This window comes from Actinoalloteichus hymeniacidonis (assembly GCF_014203365.1).
GTDB classification, from domain to species: Bacteria; Actinomycetota; Actinomycetes; order Mycobacteriales; family Pseudonocardiaceae; genus Actinoalloteichus_A; species Actinoalloteichus_A hymeniacidonis.
Genome location: NZ_JACHIS010000001.1, coordinates 432,916 through 450,471, shown reverse-complemented (window position 1 = coordinate 450,471; position 17,556 = coordinate 432,916). Strand labels below are relative to the sequence as shown.

At 68.3% G+C, this 17,556-nt stretch carries 14 protein-coding genes; 5 read left to right on the top strand and 9 right to left on the bottom strand.

Going from position 1 to position 17,556, the window contains the following annotated elements:
• Positions 1–66: 66 nt before the first annotated feature.
• Positions 67–720, bottom strand: coding sequence for a pyridoxamine 5'-phosphate oxidase (gene pdxH, locus BKA25_RS02100; protein ID WP_069852579.1), 654 nt, complete (start codon positions 718–720; stop codon positions 67–69).
• Positions 721–1,083: 363 nt separating this feature from the next.
• On the opposite strand from pdxH, the gene serC reads away from it, so the two are divergent.
• Both serC and sepH read left to right on the top strand, forming a co-directional pair.
• Complete coding sequence (gene serC / locus BKA25_RS02095) at positions 1,084–2,220, top strand: phosphoserine transaminase (RefSeq protein WP_069852580.1); 1,137 nt, start codon at positions 1,084–1,086, stop codon at positions 2,218–2,220.
• A gap of 217 nt (positions 2,221–2,437) precedes the next feature.
• Positions 2,438–3,442 carry a septation protein SepH gene (gene sepH / locus BKA25_RS02090; RefSeq protein WP_069852582.1) on the top strand — a complete coding sequence of 335 codons (1,005 nt, stop codon included), beginning with the start codon at positions 2,438–2,440 and terminating at the stop codon, positions 3,440–3,442.
• A gap of 147 nt (positions 3,443–3,589) precedes the next feature.
• On the opposite strand, the gene BKA25_RS02085 is transcribed toward sepH, so the two are convergent.
• The 3 genes from BKA25_RS02085 to BKA25_RS02075 all read right to left on the bottom strand — a co-directional run bounded on the left by BKA25_RS02085 (position 3,590) and on the right by BKA25_RS02075 (position 5,913).
• Positions 3,590–4,357, bottom strand: a complete 768-nt coding sequence (locus BKA25_RS02085; protein ID WP_069852584.1) for a sunset domain-containing protein — start codon at positions 4,355–4,357, stop codon at positions 3,590–3,592.
• Positions 4,358–4,366: 9 nt separating this feature from the next.
• Entirely contained in the window at positions 4,367–5,386 is a 1,020-nt protein-coding gene (locus tag BKA25_RS02080; protein WP_172803872.1) for an OmpA family protein, read from the bottom strand.
• A gap of 290 nt (positions 5,387–5,676) precedes the next feature.
• A complete protein-coding gene (locus BKA25_RS02075) occupies positions 5,677–5,913 on the bottom strand; it encodes a hypothetical protein (protein ID WP_069852588.1) in 237 nt (78 codons plus the stop codon).
• Between the two features lie 255 nt (positions 5,914–6,168).
• Between BKA25_RS02075 and BKA25_RS02070 the strand changes: the two genes are divergently transcribed.
• Both BKA25_RS02070 and BKA25_RS02065 read left to right on the top strand, forming a co-directional pair.
• Complete coding sequence (locus BKA25_RS02070; protein WP_069852590.1) at positions 6,169–8,181, top strand: ABC transporter ATP-binding protein; 2,013 nt, start codon at positions 6,169–6,171, stop codon at positions 8,179–8,181.
• Positions 8,178–10,055, top strand: coding sequence for an ABC transporter ATP-binding protein (locus BKA25_RS02065; RefSeq protein ID WP_084643438.1), 1,878 nt, complete (start codon positions 8,178–8,180; stop codon positions 10,053–10,055). Before BKA25_RS02070 ends, BKA25_RS02065 begins: the two co-directional genes overlap by 4 nt.
• 45 nt (positions 10,056–10,100) lie before the next feature.
• On the opposite strand, the gene BKA25_RS02060 is transcribed toward BKA25_RS02065, so the two are convergent.
• Positions 10,101–10,799, bottom strand: coding sequence for a DUF2537 domain-containing protein (locus tag BKA25_RS02060; RefSeq protein WP_172803873.1), 699 nt, complete (start codon positions 10,797–10,799; stop codon positions 10,101–10,103).
• An 85-nt stretch (positions 10,800–10,884) separates the two neighbouring features.
• Positions 10,885–11,715 (bottom strand): TrmH family RNA methyltransferase, encoded by an 831-nt coding sequence (locus BKA25_RS02055; RefSeq protein ID WP_069852594.1) that lies wholly within the window; start codon positions 11,713–11,715, stop codon positions 10,885–10,887.
• A 185-nt stretch (positions 11,716–11,900) separates the two neighbouring features.
• Here BKA25_RS02055 and BKA25_RS02050 point away from each other — a divergent pair, with 185 nt between their 5' ends.
• Positions 11,901–13,397 (top strand): glutamate-cysteine ligase family protein, encoded by a 1,497-nt coding sequence (locus BKA25_RS02050; protein ID WP_069852596.1) that lies wholly within the window; start codon positions 11,901–11,903, stop codon positions 13,395–13,397.
• Positions 13,398–13,562: 165 nt separating this feature from the next.
• On the opposite strand, the gene BKA25_RS02045 is transcribed toward BKA25_RS02050, so the two are convergent.
• The 3 genes from BKA25_RS02045 to BKA25_RS02035 form a co-directional block, all read right to left on the bottom strand.
• Positions 13,563–15,047, bottom strand: coding sequence for an MFS transporter (locus BKA25_RS02045; protein ID WP_084643441.1), 1,485 nt, complete (start codon positions 15,045–15,047; stop codon positions 13,563–13,565).
• A 184-nt stretch (positions 15,048–15,231) separates the two neighbouring features.
• The gene (locus tag BKA25_RS02040; RefSeq protein WP_069854124.1) at positions 15,232–15,660 is read right to left on the bottom strand and encodes a MarR family winged helix-turn-helix transcriptional regulator; all 429 of its coding nucleotides are present in this window, start codon (positions 15,658–15,660) and stop codon (positions 15,232–15,234) included.
• 105 nt (positions 15,661–15,765) lie between these two features.
• Complete coding sequence (locus tag BKA25_RS02035) at positions 15,766–17,304, bottom strand: NCS2 family permease (RefSeq protein WP_069854125.1); 1,539 nt, start codon at positions 17,302–17,304, stop codon at positions 15,766–15,768.
• Between the last annotated feature and the right edge of the window lie 252 nt (positions 17,305–17,556).

Below are 17,556 nucleotides of genomic sequence, written 5' to 3'. Positions count from 1 at the left end.
CCGAGCAAACGAACGGAGTTAAGTCGCGCGCCGCCGGTGGTGGACACCGACGGCGCGCACTCGACGTCAGGGGGCGATCCGCTCCACTCGCCAACCGTCCCGATCCTGGCGGTACCGCAGTCGGTCGTGCAGCCGATCCGGCCTGCCCTGCCAGAACTCGACGATGTCCGGGCGAATCCGCCAGCCGCCCCAGTGCGGCGGCACCGGAATCCGGTCCACATCGCCGAACCGCCGTTGCACCGCGGACAACGCCGAATCGAGGCTGGCTCGGCCGCCGACCACGGCCGACTGCGGCGACGCCCACGCCCCGAGCTGAGCCCCACGCGGGCGCTGTTCCCAATACGCCGAGGTCTCGGCGTCGGCCACCTTCTCGACCTGCCCGCGCACCGTCACCTGCCGCTGCATCCCGAACCATGGGAAGGTCGCCGAGGCATACCTGGTCGCGGAGAGCTCATGGCTCTTGGCCGAGGTGTAGTTCGTGAAGAAGACGACACCGCGCTCGTCGAGGATCTTGGCCAGGACGGTGCGTGACGAGGGCCTGCCCTCGGGGTCGGAGGTCGCCAGGACCATGGCGTTGGGCTCGGGAAGTCCGGCCGAGGTCGCATCGTCGAGCCACAGTCGCAGTTGTTCGGTCCACGTATCGGCGAGCTGCTCCGCATCCAATGCTCCCGCCTGATAGGCCACTCGCATCGAAGGCAGAACGACGTTCAGCTCGGACATGGGCCACACTCCCCGAATCGACCGCGACGACACCCGTGACGAGGCACCGTACGTTCACCAGGCGGCCATTCGATAGCACCCAGACGGTGATGTCGTTCCAACGGTCGGGTGATCCTTGCCACCGAAAACGTGCAGTTCAGGGCCGGATCGATCCCGTGACCGATACAGCGTCGAGCGGGAATCGAGAACGCTCGCGGATCATCCGGGACCCGACGTCGGATGCCGAAGTCGACGCATCGGGATAGTCTTGATCATCAGCTGGACCCCCTGCAGACATCTATCCGTCATAGAGCTGCAACACTGGCTCATCCGGCAACGGCGCCGGAGGAGTACCCGTCCGCTGCTCCAAACGGAGGCGCCGTCATGACTCAGTCAGTCGATCCCACCACCCTGGTCCTGCCCGCCGAACTGTTGCCGTCCGACGGCCGTTTCGGCTGCGGACCGTCGAAGGTGCGGCCCGAGCAGCTCGCCAGGCTCGCGGCGGAGGGCGCAGCCGTTCTCGGCACCTCCCATCGACAGAAGCCGGTCAAATCATTGGTCGCACGGGTGCGGGCCGGTCTGCGCGAGCTGTTCGCCCTGCCGGACGGCTACGAGGTCATCCTCGGCAACGGTGGAACCACCGCCTTCTGGGACGCCGCCGCGTTCGGCCTGGTGCGCGAGCGCTCGCTGCACCTGACCTACGGCGAGTTCTCCTCGAAGTTCGCGAAGGTCACCCAGGGCGCGCCGTTCCTCGCCGACCCGGTCGTGGTCAAGGCCGAACCCGGTGACGCGCCCGCCCCGGTGTCGCACGAGGGTGTCGACCTGATCGGTTGGGCGCACAACGAGACCTCCACCGGCGTCGCCGTGCCCGTCACCCGTCCCGCCGGTTCCGAGAACGCGCTGATCGCCATCGACGCCACCTCCGGCGCGGGCGGCCTGCCGGTCAAGGCCGAGGACTTCGACGTCTACTACTTCGCCCCGCAGAAGTCCTTCGCCTCCGATGGCGGCCTGTGGTTGGCGCTGGCAAGCCCGGCGGCAGTGGAGAGGATCACCGAGATCGGGGAGTCCGACCGCTGGGTGCCCGAATTCCTCTCGCTGCCCACCGCGCTGGACAACTCCCGCAAGGACCAGACCTACAACACTCCCGCGGTCGCCACCCTCTTCCTGCTGGCCGACCAGATCGAATGGCTGGTGGGCAACGGCGGACTCGACTGGGCGACCAGCCGCACGGCCGACTCCGCGAACCGGCTCTACTCGTGGGCCGAGAAGTCGTCGTACGCGACGCCGTTCGTCGGCGACCCGGCCAATCGGTCCGCTGTGGTCGGCACCATCGACTTCGACGACAGCATCGACGCGGCCGCGATCGCGAAGGCGTTGCGTGCCAACGGCATCCTCGACACCGAGCCTTACCGCAAGCTCGGCCGCAATCAATTGCGAGTCGCGATGTTCCCCGCGATCGAGCCCACCGACGTCGAAATCCTGACTCAGGCCGTCGACTGGGTAGTCGAGCGACTGGGCTGAACGGGCGGCTAATCGGCATTGAACTGGCGCGATGACTACAGAGAGGGCAAGATCGGAGGTGGAGACAAGCTGCCGTGTGGGTGAAATGGCGGCACTGTAGGTAGATGAGACGGACCTCCCGGACCGGGACGGGGCCGTGCGCGCCCCGATTCGCGGGGCCCGCACCGACCTGATCCTCGTTGTCCGTGGAGGGCTGTGGTCATCGGGGGAGGTCGTGATGCGAGCGCTGCGAGTCGTCGGGCTCGACGACGACGGCAAGACCGTCATCTGCGAAGACCCGGCGCGCGGTGAGCGCTTTTCGATCCCGGTGGACGAGCGGCTCCGCGCCGCCGCCCGGGGCGACGCCACTCACCTCGGCCAGGTTCAGGTCGAGATGGAAAGCCAGATGCGTCCGAAGGAGATCCAGGCGCGAATCCGGGCGGGGGCCTCGGTGGAGCAGGTCTCCGAGGCAGCCGGTATTCCATCACACCGGGTGGAACGCTTCGCATACCCGGTGCTGTTGGAACGATCCAGGACGGCTGATCTCGCGCAGCGGGCGCACCCGATGCGTGAGGACGGTCCGGACGTCCAGACCCTGGGCGAGGTCGTCTCACACGCCTTCAGCCTGCGCGGCCAGGAATACTCCGAGACCGAGTGGGACTCCTGGCGCGGCGAGGACGGCAAGTGGGTCATCTCGCTGCGCTGGTACGCGGGCCGGTCCGACAACCGGGCGCACTGGGTGTTCCATCGGGGCGCGCACGGCGGCACGGTGATCGCGTTGGACGAGCACGCCGCCGACCTGTTGGATCCCTCGCCGAGCAGGCCGCTGCGCACGGTCCGACCGGTGACCCAGTTGGCCAGACAGGCACTGGACAACCCCTACGAGGACACCACGATCATTCCGGCCATCACCGATGAGGAGCCGGTCGACGAGGAACACGCTGCATCGGCCGAACCGACCGGTGCAGGCGATCGCGAGGCGCATCGGCCGGGCGACGCCGTCGAGCTGGGGATGGATGCGCCGGCTCGCGAGACGCTCGTGCCTCCGCCACTGACCGCGGGACCACGTCCCGGCGATCGGCGCGCGGCGGCCAGAGCGGCTGCGGACGCGATGGAGGGGGCTGCGGCGTCCTCGGCGGACGGCGACCACGATGGCAAGGCCGGTGCCCGCCGGAAGAAGAACCATCCGATGGTGCCGTCCTGGGAGGACGTGCTCCTCGGCGTCCGTTCGCAACGGGGCTAGTACGCAGCATTCAGATCCAGCTAGACAGATGGGCGGTCACCGGTCGGTGACCGCCCATCCTCTTGTTCCGGTGCCGGTTTCGCTGCCGCAAGCGCGGGCGCGGGCGCTAACGCGGTCCCGCCGCCGAGCCCACGTCGAAGACCGAGCTCAGCGCACCGGGCTCGATCGACGAACCGAGCTGGAGGTGAAGCCCGCCTTCTTGGCATCGGTCTCGGTCTGGAACCAGACCGTGGCCTTGGTGCGTGCGAAGTACGGGGAATCGCTGGTGTGGTACAGCTTCGACTTCTGGTTGCCCTTCACCAGGTAACCGGGACCGGGAGCCGTGCCGTCTGGCGAGGGCCGAGCCGAGTTCCGGTATGGGCCGGGGACGACCATTCGCGGCTCGCCCGAGTTGGTGGCGGGCAGTTCCGCACCGTCGACCGGTCCCCTGGTCTGAGCGGGTACCGAGGCCAGCGGGGCGGTGTGTTGCCCGTCGCCATCCGAGGCATGCTTGCCATTGCCGTTCGGCGCGCTCTTCTCCCGTTCGCCTCCGGCGGGTTGGTGCCAGGTGGGTTCGCCATCCACCACGGCGTAGGTGAGCCGCACCGACTCTGCGTCCGCATCGGACTCCGCCGGGGTGGAGCTGCCCTCGGTCGGGAGCATCGAGCTCGGCAGGACCTCCGGTCCGGGCCCACCCGCAGGCTCGATGAACCGCTTGGGCAGGCCGTTCGCCGCCTTGTCACCACCCCGTTCTGATTCGACCGCCTGTGCACGGTCCTCTTCGCCGGTCTCACCGGATTCGCCGACCGTGACGGTCCGTACGGCCCGTCCGGTCTCGATCCGCCGCTGGCGCGCCACGAACAGCCAGGTCACCAACGACCCCAGCAGGAACGACAACACGCACAACAGGAACACCTGCCCGAACAACCAGGCCACCGCACTCTCCTAACCAATCTGCACGTCGACGACGTCGACGTCACTGTCATCGGCGATGTCAGGCGAGCTGCGCATGGTGACCAGCGAGCCGGACACGCCTTGATCGAGCAGCTGTGCTCGGACTGCCTCCGCACGTGCTCCGGCGAGTTCGGACTCGCCTTCCGGCGCGTGACTCTCCAAGACCACCGGCATTCCCGGTGCGACGCGGAGCAGACCGGCCAAGCGGTTGAGCACCTCGGCCCCGGCAGCGGTCAGCCGGGTGGAACCCGCCGCGAACCTCAGCCCGCCGCCGTCGGCCAACACCGTGCTGACGCTCTCCTGGAACGCCTCGGCGCCGAAGGTCGCCGTCTCACCGAGCCTGGCCTGCCATGTGCGGTCTTCCAGCCGGATCTCCGCAGGCAGTAGGTCGTGCATCACGGAGCGGAGTTCGACGACCGTCTCCTCGTCGATCACCGGGCCCGTCAGCATCAGGGTGTCCGACCACCAGTACATGCTCACGGTGTCCGCGGTCTCCGCAGGCACGCCTGCCATCACCTCGGCGACCAGCCCAGGATCGGCGGGCAGTACCGCTCCCCGCGCGATCAGGACCGCGTCGACCACCTCCCGGCCATCCCGCCGAGCACGGATCTCGCCGAGCAGCCGGTCCTTGGTGGCCTCGTCCGGGACGAGGCCGAACACCGCGAGCTGCCTGCCCCTGGGAATCACCGACATCGTTCCGCCTGCGGAATCGTCGGTCGTGACGGTGTTGACCGTCCGAACCCCGGGGACCTCCTCGAGCTTGGCCTTGGCCTCGGACCGTCGGCCTGCGGGAATCCCCGACAATCGGACGTCGCGGCCCCGAACCTCCACACCGGTGAAGGAGATCCTCGACTCGGTGAGGATCTCCTCGGATCGACGGGTCAACGTCTCCTCGATCGCCGCGCCGGGCCAGATCATCCCGGCGGTGGACAACACGGCGGGCACCAGCACCAGCATCGCCAGCCACCGCCAGCTCTGTGTCCGACCCACCCTCGGCAGTTGCCTATGCACCATCGCACTCCGTCAGTCAGCCCGGCCCTTCCGGCAGACGCGACCACCGACCCGCGTCGTGCGAGGCAAGCAGGCCGACGTCGACGTGATCGTTCACCGAAGACACCTACCAGTGTTTGATCCACCACGGAGAGAAACGCGCCGTGTGCCAGGACAGTGTCGAGCCGACTCCACCCGATCGAGGATGCTCGTTCGTTCGATCGGGAAGGAGCTTCCGTCAACGCCGACGCACCCGGCCGGGACGATCGGGCCGCTCGACCACGCAGGCCGAGAAGCCGCCCGAAACCCGGTCAGAGTCCGTACGCCGCATCCAGCAGACCCAGATCCCAGCCCTGCCGCTCGCACCAATCTTCGGCACCGGATCTGCTCAACTCGATCACCGAGATGGGTAGCGTCGCGCCGAAGCGGATCCAGCCGTCGGCCGCGAGCACGTAGCCGATGCCGCCGACCGAGGCGAGCAGCCTGCCGTCCGGGAACGCCATGCTCGCCGGGGTCCGAAAGAAGGTCACCGATCGTCGGTCGGTCATGGTCTCGGATGATGCCCGCCCGGCCGGTCGACGGCATCTCGTCCGGGCACTCGACGCCAATGGCGGAAACACCCGTCGACCAGCTGGGCGGCACCGAAAAGTCAGATGCCAGGCGGGTCCACTGTCAGTAACGTCGGATCAGCTATGGGTACCGAACCGCCCCAAGCGGGTCCTCGCGTCAGTCCGACAGCACCTTCCACCCTCGAAGCAGCCGTCGTATCGGGTGTCGAGACGACCCGTGACGACGCCGATCGCATGGCGGTCCGTGATACCCCGATCGCCGACGACGCGGCAGGCGCGACGTCCCGGCGGCCGTCCTCGCTGCGGTCGCTGCTCCGATTGCTGCCCTATATCCGCCCGGTGCGGGTGCCGCTGATCGCCGCCGCCGTGAGCGCGCTGTTGGCCACCCTCGCCGGACTGGCGATCCCGCTGGTCATCCAGCGCATCATCGATGGACCGATCGCCGATTCGGACCTGACCGGACTGGCGTGGATGGTCGGCTTCGTCCTGCTGCTGGGCAGCATGGAGGCGGTGCTGCTGTTCCTACGCCGCAGGCTCATCTCCGCGCCGACCACCGGCATCGAGGCGCGGATGCGGTACGACCTGTACCACCATCTCCAGCGGCTACCGGTGGGCTTCCACGATCAATGGTCCTCGGGACAGCTGCTGTCCCGCGCGATCAACGACCTCGCCCATGTCCGGCGCTTCCTCGCCTTCATCGCGATCTTCCTGGTCGTCAACGCGATCACGATCATCGTGGGCATCGCCGCGTTGTTCTACCTGGCGCCGATGTTCGGCATCGTGCTGATCATCGCGGGCATCCCGGTCGCGATCTTCTGCATCCGCTACGAGAAGCGGTACAACCTGCACTCCCGACACGGCCAGGACCAAGAGGGCGATCTGGCCACCACCATCGAGGAATCGGTGCTGGGTGTACGGGTCCTCAAGGCATTCGGGCGAGGTCCTGATCTGGCGCGGAAGTTCGCCGAGCAGGCACGCGGGCTGCGCGGGACGGAGCTGAAGAAGGTCCGCATCATGGGCAAGCTGTGGCTGGTGGTGATCGCGCTGCCCGAGACCGGCATCGCGGTGATGCTCGGCCTCGGCGGGCTCGCGGTCGCCAACGGCTCGCTGAGTCTCGGCGCGCTCGTCGCGGGCATCACCACGGCCACCGTGCTGCGCTGGCCGATCGAGTCGATGGGCTGGTTGCTCACCGAGACCGCCGAGACCGCCACCGCAGCGGAGCGGTACTGGGAGGTCCGCGACGCGGCACGCACGGTGGACGAGCCACGCGACCCCGTCGAGCTGCCTCCGGATGCCCGAGGCGAGTTGCGCTTCGAACAGGTCCGTTTCGACTACCCGCCGGAGGTCGCTCGGCAGACGAGCTCGGTCGACGGCGGCGGCGACCGAACGAGGTCCTCGGCCGCAGCGGACCCGGTCTCGGTGCTTCGCGGCGTCGACCTGGTCGTCCGGCCCGGCGAGACGCTCGCCCTGGTCGGGACGACCGGCTCCGGCAAGACGACGCTGACCACTCTGCCGTCCCGGTTGTACGACGTGACGGGCGGCCGGGTCACCCTCGACGGGGTCGACGTGCGCGATCTGCCGTTGGCGGTGTTGCGGACCCGCGTCGCCACCGCCTTCGAGGACCCGGTGCTGTTCTCGATGAGCGTCCGCGAGAACGTCGCCCTGGGCGCGCCCGATGCGGACGAGCAGGAGATCCGCCAGGCCTTGGAGGTCGCGCACGCCACGGAGTTCGTCGCGGCCCTGCCGTGGGGATTGGACACCCGCATCGGCGAGGAGGGTTTGTCGCTCTCCGGCGGCCAACGTCAGCGGCTGGCGCTGGCCCGCGCCGTGGTGGGCAGGCCGTCGGTGCTGGTGATGGACGATCCGCTGTCGGCACTCGATGTGCACACCGAGGCCGAGGTGGAGGGCGCGCTGCGCCAGGTGTTGCGGGACGTGACCGCCCTGATCGTGGCCCATCGACCGAGCACCGTGGCGCTGGCCGACCGGGTGGCGGTCCTCGTCGACGGCCGCATCGCGGCGGTGGGCACCCACACCGAGTTGCTGGCCACCAACGCCGACTACCGCAGGCTGCTCTCCAACGACGATGACGACGCCTCCGGGGCCGGCAGCGCCGACGGACCGATCCGATCCGAGGCAGCCACGGTCGAGGCGGCCGAGATCGTGCAGCCCGGTGCGCAGCTGTTGGCCGACCGGCCGCGAAAGACCGTCGGACAGGGTGCGACGAGCGAGGAGATACAGGCGCGATGACCGGACCGACCGAGCAGGCCGACAGAGACGCAGCCTCGGACGAGCCCGGCGTCGGCGGGTCTGAGTCGAACTGGCGCGGCGTTGCCGCCGAGGACCAGGAGGAGCTGACCAGGGGCGCGACCCTGCTGTTGGCCGCCCGATCCCGCAGGCTGCTCGGCGCGCTGATCCGGCCGGTGCGCGGAAGGCTGGTGTTGGCGCTCTCCCTCGTGACGCTGAGCAGTCTCAGCTTCCTCGCCGGACCGCTACTCGTGGCCGGGGCCATCGACCAGGGTGTCCCCGCCGCGCTCGACGGCGATCCGGAGCCGGTGCTGTGGTACGCCCTGGGCTACGCGCTGTCGAATCTGCTCGCCGGGCTCTTCCAGCTGTGCTTCGCGCTGGTCTCGGGCCGGGCGAACCAGGACATCCTGCTCGATCTGCGGCAGCGGATCTTCCGACACGGTCAGCTGCTGTCGGTGTCCTTCCACGAGAAGTACACCTCGGGCAAGCTCATCTCCCGGATGACCAGCGACCTCGACTCGGTGCAGGAGCTGCTCGAAGAGGGATTGGACAGCCTGATCACCTCGCTGCTGAGCATGGTGGGCATCGCGGCGCTGTTGCTCTATCTGGACCTGCCGCTGGCCCTGATCATGATGGCGGCCACGATCCCGCTGGTCGTGATCACCCGCTGGTTCCATCGCAGGTCCCGGGTCTCGCATCGGCAGACCAGGTCGTCGGTCGCCAAGGTCATCGTGCAGTACGTGGAGACGATGAACGGGATCCGAGCGGTGCAGGCGTACCGTCGCCAGGACCGCAACGACACGATCATCGACGAGTTCAACCAGGATTTCCGCACCGCCAACCGCAGGGCGCTCAACGTGTTGGCGGTGTTCGCAGGTTCGGTCAAGTGGATCTCCCATCTGAGTATCGCCTCGGTGCTGGCCATCGGCGGTTGGTGGGTGGCGACCGGAACGCTGGAGCTGGGGGTCCTGACGGCCTTCCTGCTCTACATGCGTCGGTACTACGACCCGATGGATCGGCTGGCGATGTTCCTGAACTCCTATATCTCCGCCACGGCGGCGTTGGAGAAGATCTCCGGCGTGCTGGAGGAGACGCCATCGGTGCCCGAACCAGCCGAGCCGACGGCCCTGCCGACCATGTCCGGAGCACTGCGGTTCGACGGGGTGGAGTTCGGCTACGGACCGGAGCTGCCCACGGTGCTGCATCCGCTCGATTTGGATATTCCCGCCGGTCAGACGGTCGCGTTGGTCGGGACCACCGGGGCGGGGAAGTCCACGTTGGCGAAGCTGGTGGCCCGGTTCTACGACCCGACTGCTGGCGCGGTCCGCTTGGACGACGTCGACCTTCGGCAGCTTGCCGAGGCCGATCTCCGCCGGGCGGTGGCGATGGTGACGCAGGAGTCCTTCCTGTTCTCCGGTTCGGTGGCCGACAACATCGCGTTCGGCCGACCGGCGGCCAGTCGTGCGGAGATCGAGGCGGCCGCCAAGGCGGTGGGCGCCCACGAGTTCATCGTGGGCCTACCCGACGGCTACGACACCGACGTGCACAAACGCGGCGGCAGGCTCTCGGCAGGCCAGCGCCAGCTGGTGTCCTTCGCCCGCGCCTTCCTGGCCGATCCGGCCGTGCTGGTGTTGGACGAGGCCACCTCCAGCCTCGATCTGCCCACCGAACGCGCGGTGCAGAACGCCCTGGAGACGGTGTTGGCGGGGCGCACGGCACTGATCATCGCGCATCGGTTGTCCACGGTGTTGATCGCCGATCGGGTGCTGGTGGTGGACGGCGGTCGGGTCGTCGAGGAAGGCTCGCCCGAGGAGCTGATCGCCGCCGATGGTCGCTTCGCGGGCTTGCACCGGGCTTGGCAGGACTCGCTGGTCTGAGGGCGGGCGGCCCGCCGATGTCCTCGGCGGGCGGGCGGTAGCCGGTCAGTTCACGGCGGCCAAGGCCGCGATGAGCAGTCCCGTCCAGGCCAGCACGACGCCCGCAGCCGCGCCGTAGACGATCCAGCGCCAGATCGGTGTCCGCCGCAGCAACCACATCGCCGGAACCAACCCGCCGACGACGGCGACGTTGATACCGGCGGCGAACAGCGCGGTGCTCTCCGCCCAGCCGAGCGACACCGTGGTCAGCGTGATCGTGACGATCACCGCGATGACCGCGCTCACCGTCAGGCCGGTCACCCAGGGTGTCGACTCGGTAGTGCCCGAGTCGGCGGCCTCGCCCGCCGGGGAGCGTTCGGGGCGATTGTCAGCCGATGAGATCCGCACCTGAACCTCCCTGATCGGATCGAGATAGACGACGTCGCTGCTGGTAGCCGAGGCGAGCCAGCGCCCGAGTCTTCGTCCACGATCGGAGACGGCCCAGCCGAGCGTTCCCCGAGCCGCCTCGGTGCCGACGACGCGATCGGCCACCTCGGCCCATTCGGCCAAGGCGGCCCGCAGGTTCACCGGCAGGGCGGGCGAGTCCTCGGATAACGGCGATCGCTGGGCGGTGGTGTCGCACACCTCGGCCGAGAGCGAGTCGGTCGCCGGTCTGCTATCGGTGTCGATCACCACGCTCGTCAACACCGGACGACCGGTTCCGGACGCCAGTTCCATCACGACCGTCCCCTTCCCGGGCGGCATCGAACCGTCTCCCCTCCCCCGTCGACTCGGCGACCACGATGCCAGAACACGCGGTGATCGTGTCTGATCAGCGCACATCGCGGCTCTAGTGACTGCGGTACTCCGCAGGCTCCGGGAACACTCCGAGGTGGTGGAAGGCGATGGCCGCCGCCGTGGCCACGTTGAGCGAGTCGACGTCGCCCGCCATCGGGATCCGCACTCGGAGGTCGGCCCAGTCCATCGCCTCGTCGGTGAGCCCCGGCCCCTCGGAGCCGAGCAGCACGGCGCCCTTGCCGCTGGCCAGCTCGAAGTGGGAGAGCGGCAGCGCGGAGGCGTCGGGGGTCAGCGCCGCGATCCGGAAACCGGCGTCCCGCAGCAGTTCGAGGCCCTCCGGCCAGGGCCGAAGCTCGGCGAAGGGCACCCGCAGTACGTGTCCCATCGAGACGCGGACGCTGCGTCGGTAGAGCGGATCGGAGCAACCGGCCCCGATCAATACCCCGTCGATCCCCAGCGCGGCGGCATTGCGGAACAGGGCGCCCAGGTTCTCGTGGTCCCCGATGCCCTCCAGCACGGCGAGGGTGCGCGCGCTGGCCATGAGCTCCTCCGCCGTGGGCTGCGGTGCCCGATCGGCTACCGCGAGCACGCCCCGGTTGAGGTGGAAGCCCACGATCTCGGCCATCACCTCGGCGGAGGTGACGAACGCCGGGATGTCGCGGTCGGCGAGATCGGGCATCAGATCCGCGACCCGCCGTTCGACGCCGAGGACCGCCCGCACCGGGTAGGGCGACGCCAACAGCCTGCGCACGACCACGGTTCCCTCGGCGATCACCAGCCCTCTACCGCCCGGCCGATCCGGTCTGCGATCGGCTGCGGAGAGATCGCGGAAGTCGTCCACCTCGGAGCTGTCGGGGTCGGAGATCAGGGTCCAATGCGCCACACAGGCAGTGTGGCATCGACCGATCGTCATGGTGGCGGAAGGCACTTTCCCTGCCATATCCAATGACCTGGCCTGTGTACGTAGCGTGAAAGTCCTGTGACACCGGGCACCGTTTTGGCCGCTGCCCCGGTGGTTACTCCCTGTGTCACGGTGGGCATCCGCTAACCGCCCAGCAGGGAGGCACCATGGGGAATGATCCGGCCGGCAGGTCGTTCAGTCCCGAAGACCGTCAACGATTCCGACAGAAGGTGCAGCGCTGCCTGGACGCGCTGGCGCGGATGCTCGCCGAAGGAAGCTTCTCCCCGGATCGGGATCACATCGGCCTGGAGATCGAGTTGAACCTCATCGACTCGCTCGGCCGGCCTGCGATGGCCAACAACGAGGTGTTGCGGGCGATCGACGATCCCTCGTTCCAGTCGGAATTGGGCCAGCACAACATCGAGATCAACGTGCGACCGCGCCCCCTCGGTGGCGACGAGGCCCTGTTGTTGGAGCAGGAGTTGCGGGACTCGCTGCAGGACGCGGAACGAAAAGCCCAGTCCGCAGGCGCCGGCCTGGCCATGATCGGGATCCTGCCGACGTTACGGGCTCAACATTTCGACCCGCACTGGTTGTCGAGCAAGGATCGCTACTCCATGCTCAACCACGAGATCATCTCGTCGCGCGGCGAGGACGTGATGCTGAACATGGAGGGTGAGCCGCTGCCCGGTCGGGAGCGGGAGAAGCTACACAGCTACGCCGACTCGATCCTCCCCGAGTCCGCGTGCACCTCGGTCCAGCTGCATCTTCAGGTCACGCCGGAGGACTTCGCCGATCATTGGAACGCCGCGCAGTGCCTGGCGGGGGCCCAGGTGGCGATCTCGGCGAACTCCCCGTTCCTGCTGGATCGCGCGCTCTGGCACGAGACCCGGATTCCACTGGTGGAGCAGTCCACCGACACCCGTCCGGAGGAGTTGAAGAATCAGGGCGTCCGGCCGAGGGCCTGGTTCGGGGAACGCTGGATCACCTCGATCTTCGATCTGTTCGAGGAGAATGCGCGCTACTTCCCGGCGCTCATGCGGGAGACCGACGACGAGGATCCGTTGGAGGCACTCAAGGCCGGTCGCGCGCCCCGGCTGTCGGAGTTGCGGCTGCACAACGGCACGGTGTGGCGTTGGAATCGGCCGGTGTACGACGTGGTGGACGGTCAACCGCATCTGCGCGTCGAGAACCGGGTGTTGCCTGCCGGTCCGACCGTGATCGACACCATCGCCAACGCCGCGTTCTTCTACGGGGCGCAGCGAGCGCTGGCCGATCAGGAACGTCCGTTGTGGAGCCAGATGTCCTTCCATGCCGCCGAGGAGAACCTCTATTCGGGCGCGCGCCATGGGATGGATGCCCAGCTGTTCTGGCCCGGCCGTGGCTGGACGCCGCCGCATGAGCTGGTGTTGCGGACGCTGCTGCCGATGGCGCACGACGGACTCCGCCGCTGCGGGGTGTCGGATGCGGCCCGCGAGCGCTATCTCGCGGTCATCGAGCAACGCTGTCTCACCAGACAGACCGGCGCGAGTTGGCAGCGGGCCCGGGTGACCGATCTGGAGGAGCGGGGTGCCGACCGGCCCGCCGCCCTACAGCGGATGCTGCAGGAGTACGTCGAGCTGATGCATCGGGGCGAGCCGGTGCACACCTGGCCCATCGGCTGAGCGCGGTCGCGCCGCACCGGAGATGATTCGGCCCCGGCACCACCTAGGCGGTGCCGGGGCCGAATCGGTTCCCGAACTGACTGCCGCTCCCACCACGAAGCGAACGAGTATTAGGTTAGCCTAAGTTTCCTTCACTGCAAAGGGGTGCGGCCACGTCTTCTGAGATCAGTCCCCCGATCGGCGGGTCGAGCGGAATTCGACGTCGGTGCCGCGCTCGGTGACACCGTTGGTCGAGGCGGGCGACTCGACGGAATCGAGTGGCGGCGCAACGGTCCGGTTCTCCGGCAGGGCTTCCGGGGGAACCGCCACCTCCGGCGCGGCGGCCTCGGGTAGTGCGACCGCGGGTAGATCCGTGGTGTCGGCGGTCGCGGCCGGGGCAGGCTCGGCCTTCGCCGCAGTGGACGCACCCCGCGTCCTGGTGGCCCGCGTCCCGAGCACACTGCGCAATCGCAGGCCGCCGACCCGCATCAACACCGCGGCCGAGACCAGCGCGGCGACCACCGAGATCACTCCACCGACGAAGATCGGCGTCGGCACGCTCACCTGTTCCGCCAGCCAACCCGACAGCGTGCTGCCCAACGGCATACCGCCCAGCAGCACCAACATGTACAGGCCCATGACCCGACCACGCATCGTCGGATCGACGGTGAGTTGCACGGTCGCGTTGGCCGACAGGTTGAACGTCATGAAGGTGAACCCGACCGGGATGAGCAGCAGACCGAAGGCCCAGAAGGACGGCATCAGGGCCGAAACCATGGCCAACAGGCCGAACACGAACCCGGCGGAGAGCAGCAATCGCAGTCTCGGTTTGCCGTTCTTGCTTCGACGCGCCGCCAGCGCACCGCCGCTCAGGGTTCCCAGCGCCATCAGCATCGACAGCTGTCCGAGACCTTCGGGCCCGGTCTGGAAGAAGTTGTTCGCCATCACCGGCAGCGTCGTGTTGTAGTTCATGCCGAAGGTACTCAGCAGGAAGACCAGCACCATCAACACGGTCAGGTCCGGCCTGCTGCGCACATAGCGCAGTCCCTCCCGGAGCTGACCCTTGCCTCGGGGTACCGGTGGCGACCGGTACAGCTTCGCGCTGTCCATCAGCAACAGGCCGAGGATGACCGCGCCGACACTCACCGCGTTGGCCACGAACAACCAGCCGGTGCCGATGGCCGCGATCACATAACCCGCGACACCGGGGCCGATGATCCGCGCGGTGTTGAAGGTCATCGAGTTCAGCGCGACGGCGTTGGCCACCTGCTCACGCCCGACCATCTCCATCACGAACGACTGTCGCGCGGGTGTCTCCACGGCGGTGAAGCAACCGAGCAGCACACAGAAGACGTAGACGTGCCAGAGTGCGACCACCCCGGAGAGATCGAGCACGCCCAGCCCCAGGGCGCAGGCCGCAATCCCGACCTGTACCACCAGCAGGATCTTGCGCTTGTCGAGTCGATCGGCGAGCACTCCCGCCCAGAGGGTGAGGGCCAGCGTCGGCAGGAACTGCAGCGCGATGGCGATACCCAGTGCCACCGGGCTGTCGCCGGACAGTTTGAGGACCAGCCAATCCTGGGCGATGCGCTGCATCCAGGTGCCGATCAGGGAGATGATCTGTCCGCTGGCATAGAGCCGGTAGTTGCGGACTCGCAGGGATGCGAACATCCCGGGCGGCTTCGGCGGACGAGCGCCGCCACCGGATTTCCTCGATCGCGGTGGCGGCGGGTTCAGTTCCGCTGCATGTGGTCCCGTGGTGGGCTTACCGGCGTCGTCTGACGCGTACGCCGGCATCGGTCAGCTCGCTTCTTTCGCGTCCAGTCGAGACGCCATGGTCGACCCCGTCATCCGATCAGCTCCCCGCTACCCGCTCGATGATCTCCGACGCCTGTGAGAGGACCGCCCGTTCGGACTCGTCGAGGGCGGCCAACCGCTGTTCGAGCCACTGCTCTCTCGCGCTGACCTCGGCCTTGATGTAGCCCCGGCCCTGCGAGGTCAGCTCGACGATGGCCTGTCTTCCGTCGGTGGGATGGGGACGTCTGCTGACGAAGCCCGCCTCTTCCAGGGCGCTGATCACCCTGGTCATCGAGGGCGGCTGCACGTTCTCCTTGGCGGCCAACTCTCCGGGGGTCAACGGCCCGCACTTGTGCAGGCAGGACAACGCGGAGAGCTGGGTCAGCGTCGCCGAGGAATCGGCTCGCTGGGCTCGGAGTCGGCGATTGAGCCGCACCACCGCGAGGCGAAGTCTGCTGGCAAGCCCGGAGTCGTCAAAGTCCGACACCTCGTTAGCATATCTCACTATCTCGCCCGAGCCGCCGACCACATAGCGCAATCCCACCATCGGCAATCCGCAATCGGCCGCCGCCGTGCACCCGCGAACGCCGGGTCAGCCCGCGAACAAGGCCTGGATCGGGCCGACCGCGAAGTAGAGGACGAAGGCGGCCGCGACCACCCAGAGCAGTGGGTGGATGCCACGCGCCTTGCCGGTCGCCGCCCGCAGCAGCACGTAGCTCACGAAACCGGCGCCGATGCCGTTGGCGATCGAGTAGGTGAACGGCATCACGACGATGGTCAGGAAGGCGGGCAGCGCGATGGTGAAATCGCTGAAGTCGATGTGCCGGACCTGTCCGATCATCAGGGCACCGACCACGACCAACGCCGGGGCGGCCGCCTCGATCGGGACCACCTGGTAGAGCGGCGTGAGGAACATCGCGCCCAGGAACAGCAGGCCGGTCACCACGTTGGCCAACCCGGTGCGCGCACCCTCGGCGATACCCGAGGCCGACTCGACGAACACCGTGTTCGACGAGGCCGACGCCGCGCCACCGGCCACCGCGCCGACGCCCTCCACGAACAGCGCCTTGCCCACCCCGGGCAGCTGATCCTTCTCGTCGATGAGACCGGCTTCCCGTCCCAGACCGGTGAAGGTCCCCATCGCGTCGAAGAAGTTCGCGAGCAGGAGCGTGAAGATCAGCAGGCAGACCGTGATGATCGGCAGCCGAACGAAAGCGCCGAAGGAGAACTCACCGACCAGCGAGAGATCCGGCAGCGAGAAGATGTCCGGCGGCAACGCGGGGTAGCTCAGGCTCCAGCCCTCCGCGTTGTCCGGGCCGCCACGGCCTGCGTCCACCAGCGGCTCGATCGCGATGGAGACCACGGTGGCCACCGCCACGCCGATCAGGATCGCGCCCCGCACCTTCCTGGCCACCAGGATTCCGGTGAGCAGCACGCCGAAGACGAAGATCGCGGTCGGCCAGGATGCCACCGAGCCGTTGATGCCGAGGCCGACCGGGACGGTGGTGTTCGCGGCGTCGGGCAATCTGCGCACGAACCCGGCGTCGACCAGCCCGATGAAGCAGATGAACAGGCCGATGCCCGCCGCGATCGCGGCCTTCAGTTCGGGCGGGACCGCGTTGAAGACCGCCGTGCGGAACCCGGTCGCGACCAGGACCAGGATCAACACGCCGTTGATGACGACCAGTCCCATGGCCTCGGCCCAGGTCACCTGCGGCACGATCGTCACGGCCACCAGCGTGTTGATGCCCAGGCCCGCAGCGAAGCCGAACGGATAGTTGGCGATCAGGCCGAACAGCAGGGTCATCACACCCGCGACCAGCGCGGTCACCGCCGCAACCTGCGGGACCGTCAGGATTCCGCCCAGGACGTCGACCTTCGCGCTGGGGTCGTCGGCCGCGAAGCTGCCGAGGATCAGCGGGTTCAGCACGATGATGTAGGCCATCGTGACGAACGTGACCACGCCGCCTCGGACCTCGCGGCCCACCGAGGAACCCCGCTCGGAGATCTTGAAGAACCGGTCCACCACCGAGCCTCGGCCCCGGCCGGCAGCGGCGCCCGCCCGCGTCGAATCCTTCGACCGGACGTCCTTGTCTGCGTCCGCCGGTCGATCTTCCTGCGCCGAAGCCATCCGCACTCCTTGGTCCTGACCTGCCCACCGGCAGCGACGATGCCAACGGCGAGACGGTAACGGCGTCACGGGAGCGGCCCTGCGGCGGGCGGTTGCGGCGCCGGGTTCTCGGGCCGAGGTAGAGCGGTCGCGCCGAGGACGGTCTCAATCCACAGCGAGCGCCGATCGGCCCGCCGGGATCGGCATCGAGCCCGTCACATCGCTGGCTTGCCTGGTCGTGGCGTCGGTCAAGCCCTACTGGAGGGCGTAATC